Here is a 12542-nt window from a genome sequence, read left to right on the forward strand (position 1 = left end):
CTGATTCCTAACGGCTGCCCCGGAGAACGACGTTGCCGTCGGAGAACACTTCGCTCACTTTGTGCCGCAGCGTCGCGCCCTTGCGGGTGGCGACGTCGTTGAGTTCCTGCGCGAACTCGATCAGGTCATCGCGCAGGCGGAGGGCGAGGTCGTCTGTGCCGGAGGCCAGGATGCGGACGGCCAGCAGGCCGGCGTTCCGTGCGCCGGCGATCGACACCGTGGCCACCGGAACTCCGGCGGGCATCTGGACGATGGACAGCAGCGAGTCCATGCCGTCCAGCGTTTTCAGCGGGACGGGGACGCCGATGACCGGCAGCGGGGTGACGGATGCCAGCATGCCGGGCAGGTGGGCCGCGCCGCCGGCTCCGGCGATGATGACGCGCAGTCCCCGCTCGTGGGCTGTCTGGCCGTAGCGGATCATTTCAGTGGGCATCCTGTGGGCCGAGACCACATCGGCTTCGAACGGGATGCCGAACTCGGCCAGGGCCTCGGCTGCGGCTTCCATGACCGGCCAGTCCGAGTCGGAGCCCATCACGAGGCCGACGATCGGCGCCGCGGCGTCGGTTTCAGCCAGGTGGATTGCTGCTGCAGGCGTGCTCATACGGTCTCCTCGGAGTTCCCTGGTGCTGTTCGGGCCGGAGCACGGCCGTCCCTGATGATGTTGGCGACGGTAGTGGCGCGCTGCCGGACGGAATCGACGTCGGAAGCGGCTGCGCCCACCAGGTTGACGTGGCCGATCTTCCTTCCGGGCCGGACGGCTTTGCCGTAGCAGTGGATTTTCGCGGCCGGCTCGCTCGCCATGGCCAGCGGATATGCCGAGAACAGTTCCTGGTTGTCTCCGCCGAGGAAGTTCTTCATCACAACAATCGGCCCCAGGGCGTCGGTGGCGCCGAGCGGGAGGTTCAGTACCGCGCGCAGGTGCTGTTCGAACTGGCTCGTGACGGATCCGTCCTGGGTCCAGTGGCCGGTGTTGTGCGGACGCATGGCGAGTTCATTGATCAGGAAGCCGGACCCGACGCCGGGAGTTTCGAAGAGTTCCACGGCCATGACGCCGGTGACTCCCAGTTCGTTGGCGATGCGGATGGCCGCGTCTTCCGCGGCCGCGGCCACCTCGAGCGGGATGTCCTGGGCGGGGGCGATCACTTCGTCGCAGACGCCGTCCACCTGGATGGTGTGGACCACCGGCCACGCGCGGGATTCACCGTTCGGCGTCCTCGCGACGAGTGCGGACAGTTCGCGGCTGAATTCCACCTTGGCCTCGGCCAGCAGGGGAGTCATGGCCGCGAACCAGTCGGCGGTTTCGGCGGCTTCCTCAGCCGAGCCGACCATGCGGACGCCTTTGCCGTCATAGCCGCCGCGGGGCGTCTTCAGCACCACCGGCCAGCCGGTCTGCTCGCCAAAGGCAATCAGGGCATCGACGTCGGCAACGGAGGCCCACGCGGGGTTCGGCAGCTCCAGCCGGTCGATGGCGGCGCGCATCACCAGTTTGTCCTGTGCGTGCACCAGCGCGTCGGGGCCGGGCTGCACGTTGACGCCCGCCTCCTGCAGCGCACGAAGGTGGTCGTTCGGGACGTGTTCGTGATCAAACGTCATGACGTCGAGGCCCTGGGAAAACTCCAGCAGGGCGTCGAGGTCCTTGTAATCACCTACCGGCGACGTCGGCACGGCGGAGACCGCGGACACATCTTCGCCCTCGGCCAGGACGCGTAGTTCAAAGCCCAGGGCCGTTGCGGCGGGGGCCATCATGCGGGCAAGCTGGCCGCCGCCAACTACGCCTATTACTGGAAAAGTCACAAGAACCAGCCTACAGAAGAGCAGGGGAGTTCCGGGCTTCACCACCGTTTCGGCCCGGAATTTGCGTTATTTCGAGCCAGCGGGAGCCTGCGTTGCGTAGCCCGTTCAGACTGTTTCCAGCTAACGGGCTAAAATGGGTACTCGGCCCTATGGCCCGAAATTTCAGACGGCCATGGAGGGTCATGATTTACACACTTGCAGAACGTTTGCGCGGACTCGCCTCGCTTTTTTGGCGTGAGGTGGCCAAGTTCGGCGCCGTCGGCGGTGTCGCATTCGTGATCGACAACGGCCTGACCTACTACCTGATGCACGGCCCGATGACTGACAGCGAGGCCAAGGCACGGTTCGTGGGCGCATCGGTTGCCACGGTCTTTTCCTGGATAGCCAACCGGTTCTGGACGTTCCGCCACCGCCGCCAGGACAATGTGATCCGCGAGTTCTTTATGTTCATCCTGATCAACGGCATCGGTATCGGCATCTCCACCGGCTTCACCGCCCTGGCCAAGTATTCGCTCGGCATCACGGACAAGAACATGCTTTTCCTGGCCGGCGTGGCCGGCATCCTCGTGGCCACCGTGGTGCGTTTCTTCGCCTACCGGTTCCTGGTTTTCAACAAGGAACTGGACGAAGAACCGTCGTTCTCGCACGACCACGAGATCATCGAACTGCACCACCACCAGGACAGGCACGCCGTCCGCGTTCCCGCCGACGAGGTACAGGCCAAGGTGCAGGATCCGGACCTCCCCGCCCCGCCCCGCAGCTAGCTAGGGCCTAGTCTCCCTGCACGCGTTCGTCGTTGAGGAGCTTCTCGGTCACCGAAACGTCGGGGTGGACCAGGACGACTGAACCGCCGTTGTGCCAAGCCCCCAGCGACTGGACAAGGGCCTCCTCGAGGCCCTCGCCTGCCCGGACCAGCAGCCGCACGCCGGTATCGTGCGTGGCGGCGAAGCCTTCGAGCAGTTCTGAGTGCGTATGCGCTGTGCCGGCAGCTGACACTATGGCCCGCTGTGACCCTTCCGGATCCTGATGGGCCATAAAGACGTCGCCGTGCGAACGCACGTCGGCGGCGAAGTCGACGACGCCGGGCGGCAGATCGCCCGGCCAGCGCATCGCCAGTGCCGGAAGCGGCACTGCAATGACGGCGTCGAACGCGGCACCGCCGCTACCGGCTTCCGGTGACTGGGTGGCGAGGAGCTCTGCGTCACCGGAGTCGAGGACAACTTCCATCCCGAGCTGCCAGGCGGCAAGGGCCAGGACCATCGACTTCCAGTGCGCCGGCAGATCCAGCCGGAGCCGTAGCCCGGGCTCGGCATCGAGTTCGTCCTGCAGCAGGTTGCTGGTTTTCGCTACCCAGTTGTCCAGGACCCGGCCGGACAGTTCCACCCGCTCGGAGTCCGGTCCGTACCAGGTCAGACGGGGAGAGGTGGAGTGGCCGGACCGCAGTGCAGTCATCAAGTCGATTGCGGGGATGCTCATGCCAACATCTTGCCACGGTGCCCGGCGGGGCGGGAGGTGGTGCGCGGGCCCGCGGGAACGCGGCCACCCTGAAGGCTGTGTGATTTGCGACACGTAATTTTTGATCACTTTGATTGCCTAAATCGCGGTGGACGGAGGATTCCCCGGGATTCCCGGCAAATTCCCAGAAAACTAGTCAGTATGCTGTTGAAATTCCCGTCATGGCGGCGAGTCGTCCGAAAATTCATGGGCGTGGCGTGGCAGCGGATTGGGAACGAAGTTGATTATTATCCCGGCAGCCGCTTGACTCCCAACGACTTACACACGTGTAATTAGTTATCGAACGCCATTGCGCAGATACGGGCCACACAACCGAGTGTCCAGGTATTCAGTCAGGGGCAGCAACATCAGGAGGGACGCCATAATGGGGCAAGTTGAGCGTATCCATGAAGATGCAGTCGTCGCGGGTCAGGCGTCGGCAAAGTACCGTTCGCGGGGTGTGCCAAGTGATTGGTATGTAGATCCGGCCGATCCGGATGCTGCAGAGCGGTACAACCAAAGCACCAACGATCTGCTGCAGGACCAGGCCACGGCCTTCCTGGCAGCGCATGAAGCACTCCTGGCGGGCAACCCCGACCAGGACAACGATCTGCACGATCCTCCGATGGAACTGCAGACACTCCACTCGGAAACCACCGCACAACCTGTCTGGATCGGGCTACCCTTCGAGCAGAACTTCGACGACGAAGGCGAGCTCGGCTGGCAGACGGACGCATTGTGCGCCCAGACTGATCCGGAGGCATTCTTTCCCGAAAAGGGAGGGTCCACCCGCGACGCCAAGAAAGTATGCGGCGCCTGCAACGTACGCTCGCAGTGCCTGGAATACGCACTGTCGAACGACGAACGCTTTGGCATTTGGGGAGGCCTCTCCGAGCGCGAGCGCCGTCGGCTGAGGAAGCGAGCGGTCTAATTCTTCAAGTAGTACATGTCACCGCCGTTGTGGTCGCCCACAACGGCGGTGACTATCTCCCCAGGACCCTGGCGGCTTTGTCGGAGCAGACCCGACCCGTTGATGCCTTCATCGGCGTCGATACCGGCTCACGGGATAATTCCCTGGCTCTGCTGGACCAGGCGTTCGGCGAGGCCAACGTCACCACTTTCCAGCAGGGGCGGGCCGGGATGGGGGATGCCGTCAAGGCCGGCCTGGCCGCGTTGGCCCCCCGGAACGACGATCCCGGGGACCGTGACCGGACGGCGGCCGACGCCGAATGGATCTGGCTGCTGCACGATGATGCAGCGCCCGCGCCGGAAGCGCTTGCCGAGCTGCTCCATGCCGTGGAGCGGGCACCGTCGGTGACGGTGGCCGGCTGCAAGCAGCTTGACTGGCACGCCAGGCGCCGGCTGATCGACGTCGGACTTTCCACCAGCCGCTGGGCTGAGCGGCTGACCCTCATTGAAGCGGATGAACTCGACCAGGGGCAGTACGACGGCCGCAGCGACACTTTCGCGGTCAACTCCGCCGGCATGCTGGTTCGACGGGACGTCTGGGAGGAACTGGGTGGTTTTGACGCTGCCCTGCCCGGCACCGGGGACGATGTGGACTTCTGCTGGCGCAACCGCCTGGCCGGACACCGTGTGGTGGTGGTGCCCACCGCACGGATGTTCCACGTGTCGCACCGGCCGCACGCATTGGGGAGCGCCAGCGCGGCCCGCAAGGCACAGGTTCACCTGCGCCTCAAGCACACCGTGTGGTGGAAGGTGCCGCTGCACGCGGCGGGGGCACTGCTGGGGAGTCTCTTCAAGCTCGTCCTGAGCATCGCGGTCAAGGATCCCGGACACGGATTTTCCCAGCTCATGGCGACGTTTGTGGCCCTCGGCCGACCTGCGGCGGTGATCCGCGGGCGTCGCGACGCAGCACGGACGCGACGGATCCGCCGCTCGGTCATCAAGGGACTCCAGACCCCGCGGCGCGAAGTCTGGGCACACCGGCGTTCTCTCATCGAAGCTTTGGGCTCCGACGACCAGGACGGGGACTCGGCGCGGATCGATCCGCTGGCCGAACAGCCCAGCGGTGACTCCACAGATGATTTCGCCGCGCTGACCACGTCGGACCGCGGCTGGGTGGGCAACGGCGCCCTGCTGGCCGTGATCCTGACAGCTGCTGCCTCGCTGATTGGGCTTTCGGGGTTGTTCCGTGCCGAAGCCGTCTCCGGTGGTGGCCTTATTCCGGTCTCGTCGAAGGTTTCGGACATCTGGCACCACGCCACCAGCTGGTGGATCGGGCTGGGCGCCGGACTTCCCGGCCACGGCGACCCCTTCGCCCTTCTCCTGTGGGTTCTTGGCATTGCCGGCGGCGGCGATGCCAACAGCGCCCTGGCCTGGCTGCTGCTCCTGGCCATGCCCCTCTCCGGCCTCGCTGCCTGGTTTGCAGCCGGCGGCCTGACCACGCGGCGGCGGTTCCGCCTCGTGGCTGCACTCGTGTGGGGCGGGGCGCCCGCCCTGCAGGTTGCTTTGAACCAGGGACGTCTGGGTGCGCTGGTAGCGCACATCATGATTCCGCTGCTCGTGGTGGGCCTGCTGCGTGCCACCGGCACTGCCCGGGGCCAGGGCCGCTTTGCGGTCCCCGAGCCGGGGGACCGCCGATTCCTGGAAAAGCCTCCCGCCAAGCCGGGCGTCAACGGGATGCCATCGTGGACCGCCGCAGCTGCGGCCGGCCTGGCGCTGGCCGTGGTGGCAGCGGCGGCGCCGTCGTTGCTGGTTCCGTCCGTCACCGTGGTTGTCCTGGCAGGGATCCTGCTCGGCAGGCGCGGGCGCACTGTTTGGTGGGCGTTGCTGCCGAGTGCAGCGCTTTTCGTTCCCTTCGGGTTCTCCGTCCTCGACCGCCCGCGTGCCCTGCTGGCCGACCCCGGCGTGCCGCTCGGTTTTGATGCCGCGCCGTTATGGCAGCAGGTGCTGGGACAGCCGCTGCATTTTGATGCCGACGGCGGGTTGGCCGGCCTTCCGGTTTTCGACGGATCTGCCGTCCCGTGGGCGCTGCTCCTTGCCCTTCTGGTCGGTTTCCCGGTACTGGCCCTTGCGACGGCGGCATTGTTTGTCCCCGGCAAACGCACCCGCGTTGCCCGTGCCCTGTGGGTGGCTGCGCTGATCATCCTCGCGGGCGGGTGGCTTGCCGGCCACGTCGCCACCGGCGCGAGCGCCGACACCCTGGTCACGCCCTTTACGGGACCTGCCGTGTCTGCGTCCGGATTCCTGCTGCTGGGGGCCGCCCTGATCGGGGCGGACGGTCTGCTTTGCTTCGCAGAGAGGACGGCCGCCGCGCCGGCTGCCCGCCGGATCGCGCTCAAGTCCATGTCCGTCCTTGCCATGGTGTTGCTGGTGGCCGGACCCGTGGCCGGACTGAGCGCCTGGGCGGCCCAGAACCTGTTGCAGTCCGCCTCCTTGGCTGCACCAGCCGGACCTGCCCCTGAGGCCTCGGCAACGGCCCCGTGGGGAACCCCGCGGCAGATTGCTTCCACCTCCGCCCGCACGCTGCCGGCAACGGCCATCGATCGCGGCCAAGGACCGGAGCAGACACGGACGCTGGTTATTGACACGGCCGAGGACGGCAGCTTCAGCGCCTCGATCGTGAGGGGGGCCGGCACCACCCTGGACGGATTGTCCACCATTGCGGCCGCCCGCAACATTATTGGCGACCCTGGCAAGGAATCCGTCAGGGATGACGACGCCGTCACCGCAGCCCTGCGCAGCGTCGTGGCCACAGTGGTCGCCGGCCAGGGCGTTGACCCGCGCCCTGAGCTGGAACGGCTGGGGGCAGGCTTCGTTGTCCTCCGGTCCTCGGACACCGCCGCGCAGCTGACCGCGAGCCGGATGGATGCCGTGCCCGGACTGGTGGCGGTGGGGCAAACAAATGTCGGCTGGCTCTGGCGGATCAGCCCGCTGAACCAGCCCGTCATCGACGCCGCGGATGTCGCCCACCGGGTGCGCATCGTGGATGGTGCCGGAGCCGCGATAGGGCTTCTGCCCTCGGAACTGGAATCGGTTGATGCCGCTGTTCCGGAAGGGCCGGAAGGCCGGCTCGTGGTTCTCGCCGAACGTGCGGATCCGGGATGGTCCGCATGGCTGGACGGCAGGCGCCTGACTGCCACAACGTCCGGCTGGTCCCAGGCGTTCACCCTCCCCGCCCAGGCGGGCCAGCTCACCATCCGCTACGAAAACCCGTGGGCGGTGTGGACCGCCGTTGTCCAGGCCACCGTCATTGGACTGACTGTGCTGCTCGCCATCCCCATGCCCGCCCGCCGGCCGAACACCGGTCTCTCCCGCGATGAAGGCTCCCTGCGTAAGGAACATCAGCATGCATAAGGACGGGAACGACGGCGTGCCGCCGGCACATAAGGAAGACGTCGCCTCCGCCGCCGGACCAACAGCGGGACGACCAGAGGGTTCAGACGCGCCGGCAGGTACCGCGGACCACACGGCTGACCATGCAGGAGGATCCGCCCCCGCGGCAGGCCGCCTGAAGGGATTCAAGGCCCGCGGCAGGGCTGTGCGCGGAACGGTGGCCGGGCTGACCTGGGCAGTGGTGATCGTGGCCGCCGCCGGAAGCCTGGTGGCGGCGGCGTCGATGGGCCCGCAAAGCTCCGGCAGCCGTACGCTCGAAGCACCCTTGGCGGCAGTACCCGCGGGAAGCAGCGTGGGGATCTGCCCCGGCCCCGCCCGCTTGTTGGAGGGCACGCCCGTGGGGACCGACCCGCAGTTCAGCCCGGAATCGGCCACCGCCAAGACCCTGGTCAACGGCGCAGTGCTGAGTACCAACGCAGGAGTGCTGCCCGGAAGCAGGCTCGCCGAACTCAACGGGAATCCGCTGGCAGAGATCGCCAAGGATCCCGGCAGCCCTACCGCCGCCACCGCCCCTCCTGCGTTGCTGGCAGGGGTCGTGTCCGAGCGCTCGGTGGATTCCGTCAGCGTCCTGAGTGCGGACGCGGCAGGCAACCAGCAGGCCACGGCCGGCGGCGTGATGAGCTATACCGCCACCGACGGTGACCTGCAGGGCCTGGCCGCGGCCGGTTGCCAGGCACCGTCGAACGACCTGTGGCTTGTAGGGGCGAACACGTCGCTGGGGCGGACCGCTGTACTAAACCTCAGTAACGCCTCCAGCACTCCGGCAACAGTCAGCCTGGACCTGTACGGCGCCGAGGGCCGGATCCAGGCGCCCGGCAGCCGCGGACTCCTGGTTGCGCCGGGAACCACCCGCTCAATCGTGCTGGCCGGACTGGCGCCTGGCCAGGCAAAGCTCAGCATCCACGCCCGGAGCGCCGGCGGACCGGTCACCGCCGTTATCCAGCAAAGTGTCCTGAGGGGGCTGACTCCCGGCGGCGTGGACTTCATTGTGCCCGGCGCGGCACCGGCGACACGGCAGGTCATGTCCGGACTGGACATCCAGGACCCGGCCTCCGCCAAGGCACTCACTGCCAAACAGGGCTTTGCGGACGCCGCTGCGGCGCTGCAGATCGCTGTCCCCGGCCCCGCGGACGCCGTGGTGGAAATCAAGCTGTACAGCCGTGATGGGCAAAAGGCACTGCCGGGCGGCGGCGTAGTGACGGCCAAGGGCGGGTCCGTGACCGAGGTTTCGCTGGCCGGTGTTCCGGCCGGCCAATACACCGTTGCGGCCAGTTCCGACGTGTCGTTCGCCGCTGCGGCGCGCGTCACCCGAGGCCTCAAGTCGGACGGTGCCACGGACTTTGCCTGGTCGCCGTCATCCGCCAGGCTCGGAAGCCAGCACGTGGTGGCGGTGCCGCGTGGTGGAGAACGCTACCTGGTCTTCGGCGCACCCGAAGGCCGGGCCAAGATCACCTACACGCCCATCACAGCTGACGGCAAGGTCCGCACGGCCGCCGCCGCGGACATCGCGGGCGGCACCACCGCAGTCATCAAGGTGCCGGCTGAAGTGGCCGATTCCGCGGTGCTCGGGTACGTCGTATCAGCATCCGGCGATGCGGCGTACGGCACCGTGCTGTTGGAGCAGGACGGGCGCGCGGACATCGGCGCAGTGGCGGTGGCGCCGGGCGCCGCGGGCCAGGAACAAGTCGCGGTGAAGCTCGGCTACTAGCAGCCAGCCAGTGCCGGCGATCAGTACCGGCGCCGGTACACGGGGTCCAGGGTTTCCGGCGCAACCCCGAGCATTTCAGCGGTGCGTTCCACCACGACGTCGTGCACCAGGTCCTGTAGTTCCTCGCGGCTGGAGCAGGCGTTCTCGATGACCCGGCGATAGAGCGTGATCACCGGACCTTCGTCGGCGGTGGCGGGCTCATAAAGACCCATGGGCGCGGGGGAGCGGTCCGCGACCAGCTGTTCCAGGCCCTGCGGGATCTCATCAACAGCAAACCTGACACCGTCCAGCGGCTTTCCCCAGATGTCATGGAGACGCTGGGCGGAGTCCATGACCATCTCGTCGAAGCGGTCCGAACGGGTGCGGTAGCCCGGAAGCGTGGGGAGCATCAGTTCGCCGCGCAGGCCACGCCCATGGCGGTTCCTGCGGCGCTCCCGGAAGCTTTTCCCTCGGACTGTTGGCGCGGGCGCGGCGGTGTCCGCCGGCTGGCCGGATCCCGGGTCAGCCAACCGGACCGTAAAACCCGGAACGTGGTGCGATTGCTGCATACATTGACTCTAAACCCGCCGCCTGAAATACGCGACATAACTAGAAACGCCACACGGACCATCCCGGCAACCTGCGGTACCACAGGACGACACCGCAGGACACTGCGGTCGCAATGCGCGGCACAATGGCCAACGGGGAGTAGTCTGTGATGTCGTGGGTGCTATTCGTCAATGTTCAAGGTCAGCCTGCCGTAACTCTGCGGTGGCCACTTTGACGTACGTCTATGCGGACTCCACAGCCGTCCTGGGGCCCCTGGCCACGTACGCTGAGCCCCATTGTTACGATTTGTGCGAACAGCATGCGGGGTCACTGACAGTGCCGCGGGGCTGGGAAGTACTGCGCCTTGCCATGCCGGCGACCCCGCCGCAGCCGGGGCCAGATGACCTTTTGGCCCTCGCCAACGCCGTCCGCGAGGCGGCCCTGCGACCGTCCGCCGCGGACCCCGCCCCGGGCCAGCGTTCCGCGCATGCGGCGCTCGAGGCCCCGCCGGCTTCGGAAGGCGCCCGACGGGGACACCTGCGCATCCTCCGCGAACCGTCCTGAGCCCGGCCGCCCCGCGAAGCTTGTACGCTGGAAGCTGCAAATCCATCGGCCACCGGCGCCTGCTGCGGCGCCCATCAGGGAGCAGTCACCATGCCAAAGATCAGTCCTGACCTGTTGTCCGTCCTGCGTTGTCCCGTTACCGGCTCAACACTGGTGCAGGAAGGCGATGAACTCGTCTCGACTGCCGCCGGTGCGTCCGGAGAAACGCTGCGCTACGCCATCGAGGACGGCATTCCGCTGCTGCTGCCGCCGGAACTCGTCGCCGCCGCGAACGCTGCGGCATCGGACCAGCATGACGGCGGCCACGGCCCCGTGGTATCAAACCCCGCGGCATCAGACCCTGACGGCGCCGAATAACTTCCCCCGCCGGCCTGAATAACTGCCCGGCCGGCCCATCGCCCTTCCGCTTGGCGCCGAACTTCCCATAGTTCGCCGAACGGACACGGACTTCCGCCGTTCCAGAATCTTCCGGATACAACACAAGGACTCACATGACTTTCGATTACAAGGTTGCTGACATCTCACTGGCTGAGGCCGGCCGCCACCAGATCCGCCTCGCGGAGCACGAGATGCCCGGACTCATGTCCCTGCGCGAAGAGTTCGGCGCCAGCCAGCCGCTCAAGGGCGCCCGGATTGCCGGTTCGCTCCACATGACCGTCCAGACCGCCGTGCTGATCGAAACACTCACCGCTTTGGGCGCCGAGGTCCGCTGGGCTTCCTGCAACATCTTCTCCACCCAGGACGAAGCTGCCGCCGCCGTTGTGGTGGGCAAGGGCACGGTCGAGGACCCGCAGGGCGTCCCCGTCTTCGCCTGGAAGGGCGAGACCCTCGAAGAATACTGGTGGACCGCCGAGCAGATCCTCACCTGGCCCGGCGCGGACAGCAACCCGGACCTCGGTCCGAACATGATCCTTGACGACGGCGGCGACGCCACCATGCTGGTCCACAAGGGCGTCGAGTTCGAAGCCCTCGGGTCCGTTCCGGCGGCAGCAGAGGACGAGTCCGATGAAGGGCGCGTCTTCCTCGATGTCCTGCGTGCTTCGCTCGCAGCGGACGCCGGGAAATGGACCCGCATCGGCTCCCGCCTGCTGGGTGTCACGGAAGAGACCACCACCGGTGTGCACCGTCTGTACCAGCTGGCGGAGCAGGGCAAGCTGCTCTTCCCGGCCATCAACGTCAACGACTCGGTGACCAAGAGCAAGTTCGACAACAAGTACGGCATCCGCCACTCGCTGCCGGACGGCATCAACCGTGCCACCGACGTCCTGATGGGCGGCAAAATCGCCGTCGTCTGCGGTTACGGCGACGTCGGCAAGGGTGCGGCGGAGGCTTTCCGCGGGCAGGGCTCCCGGGTGATCGTCACCGAAATCGATCCGATCTGTGCACTGCAGGCAGCCATGGACGGCTACCAGGTGGCCAAGCTGGAATCGGTCCTCAGCGAGGGCCACATCTTTATCACCACCACCGGCAACAAGGACGTCATCATGGCCGAGCACATGGCCGGCATGCGTGACAAGGCCATCGTCGGCAATATCGGCCACTTCGACAACGAGATCGATATGGCCGGACTGGCCCGGATTCCGGGCATCACGAAGGTGGAAATCAAGCCGCAGGTGCACGAGTGGGTATTTGACCAGGGCACGGACGCCGAGAAGTCCATCATCGTCCTGTCAGAAGGCCGGCTCCTGAACCTGGGCAACGCCACCGGCCACCCGTCCTTCGTGATGAGCAACTCGTTCGCGAACCAGACGATCGCGCAGATCGAACTCTTCACCAAGCGGGACCAGCCCGAAGGCGAGCGGGAGTACGAAAAGCAGGTCTACGTGCTGCCGAAAATCCTTGACGAGAAGGTTGCCAGGCTTCACCTGGACGCCCTCGGCGTCGAGTTGACGGAACTGTCCAAGGAACAGGCCGCGTACCTGGACCTGGACGTTGCCGGCCCGTACAAGCCGGATCACTACCGCTACTAAGGGTGCCGCCGCCAAGGCGGCAGCAAGCCCAGGCGGCAGATCAGCAGCATCGCGAAGGGCCCCGGAATGAATTCCGGGGCCCTTCGCCGTGGCCCTCGGGTGCCGGCTACCCGTCAGCTCCAAGG

General features: G+C 66.7%; 11 protein-coding genes. 7 read left to right on the plus strand and 4 right to left on the minus strand.

Features of this window, described 5'->3' with window-relative positions; translation table 11 throughout:
* Positions 1-7: 7 nt before the first annotated feature.
* Positions 8-601 (minus strand): 5-(carboxyamino)imidazole ribonucleotide mutase, encoded by a 594-nt coding sequence (gene purE / locus ACSQ1X_RS06200; RefSeq protein WP_436057046.1) that lies wholly within the window; start codon positions 599-601, stop codon positions 8-10.
* Positions 598-1746 carry a 5-(carboxyamino)imidazole ribonucleotide synthase gene (locus ACSQ1X_RS06205; protein WP_436059278.1) on the minus strand — a complete coding sequence of 383 codons (1149 nt, stop codon included), beginning with the start codon at positions 1744-1746 and terminating at the stop codon, positions 598-600. The genes purE and ACSQ1X_RS06205 overlap by 4 nt, the downstream gene beginning before the upstream one ends.
* Positions 1747-1976: 230 nt before the next feature.
* Between ACSQ1X_RS06205 and ACSQ1X_RS06210 the strand changes: the two genes are divergently transcribed.
* The gene (locus tag ACSQ1X_RS06210) at positions 1977-2558 is read left to right on the plus strand and encodes a GtrA family protein (protein ID WP_436057047.1); all 582 of its coding nucleotides are present in this window, start codon (positions 1977-1979) and stop codon (positions 2556-2558) included.
* 7 nt (positions 2559-2565) lie between these two features.
* Here the strand turns inward: ACSQ1X_RS06210 and ACSQ1X_RS06215 are convergent, their stop codons facing one another.
* On the minus strand, positions 2566-3270 hold the full coding sequence (locus ACSQ1X_RS06215; protein ID WP_436057048.1) for a TIGR03089 family protein: 705 nt from the start codon (positions 3268-3270) through the stop codon (positions 2566-2568).
* 403 nt (positions 3271-3673) lie between these two features.
* Here ACSQ1X_RS06215 and ACSQ1X_RS06220 point away from each other — a divergent pair, with 403 nt between their 5' ends.
* The 3 genes from ACSQ1X_RS06220 to ACSQ1X_RS06230 are packed head-to-tail and all read left to right on the plus strand — an operon-like array spanning position 3674 to position 9355.
* Positions 3674-4219 carry a WhiB family transcriptional regulator gene (locus ACSQ1X_RS06220; protein WP_082506901.1) on the plus strand — a complete coding sequence of 182 codons (546 nt, stop codon included), beginning with the start codon at positions 3674-3676 and terminating at the stop codon, positions 4217-4219.
* A gap of 29 nt (positions 4220-4248) precedes the next feature.
* On the plus strand, positions 4249-7608 hold the full coding sequence (locus ACSQ1X_RS06225) for a glycosyltransferase (protein WP_436057049.1): 3360 nt from the start codon (positions 4249-4251) through the stop codon (positions 7606-7608).
* On the plus strand, positions 7601-9355 hold the full coding sequence (locus ACSQ1X_RS06230; protein WP_436057050.1) for a DUF5719 family protein: 1755 nt from the start codon (positions 7601-7603) through the stop codon (positions 9353-9355). Before ACSQ1X_RS06225 ends, ACSQ1X_RS06230 begins: the two co-directional genes overlap by 8 nt.
* 20 nt (positions 9356-9375) lie before the next feature.
* Here ACSQ1X_RS06230 and ACSQ1X_RS06235 read toward each other — a convergent pair whose 3' ends face one another.
* On the minus strand, positions 9376-9903 hold the full coding sequence (locus tag ACSQ1X_RS06235; protein ID WP_436057051.1) for a metallopeptidase family protein: 528 nt from the start codon (positions 9901-9903) through the stop codon (positions 9376-9378).
* Between the two features lie 154 nt (positions 9904-10057).
* Here ACSQ1X_RS06235 and ACSQ1X_RS06240 point away from each other — a divergent pair, with 154 nt between their 5' ends.
* From ACSQ1X_RS06240 to ahcY, 3 genes are all read left to right on the plus strand, one after another.
* Complete coding sequence (locus tag ACSQ1X_RS06240; protein ID WP_436057052.1) at positions 10058-10447, plus strand: DUF3499 domain-containing protein; 390 nt, start codon at positions 10058-10060, stop codon at positions 10445-10447.
* 90 nt (positions 10448-10537) lie between these two features.
* Entirely contained in the window at positions 10538-10804 is a 267-nt protein-coding gene (locus tag ACSQ1X_RS06245; protein WP_055803998.1) for a Trm112 family protein, read from the plus strand.
* A gap of 134 nt (positions 10805-10938) precedes the next feature.
* The gene (gene ahcY / locus ACSQ1X_RS06250) at positions 10939-12417 is read left to right on the plus strand and encodes an adenosylhomocysteinase (RefSeq protein ID WP_436057053.1); all 1479 of its coding nucleotides are present in this window, start codon (positions 10939-10941) and stop codon (positions 12415-12417) included.
* The last annotated feature ends 125 nt before the right edge of the window (positions 12418-12542 follow it).

It is taken from the genome of Arthrobacter sp. LjRoot78 (genome assembly GCF_964254335.1).
Lineage (GTDB): Bacteria > Actinomycetota > Actinomycetes > Actinomycetales > Micrococcaceae > Arthrobacter.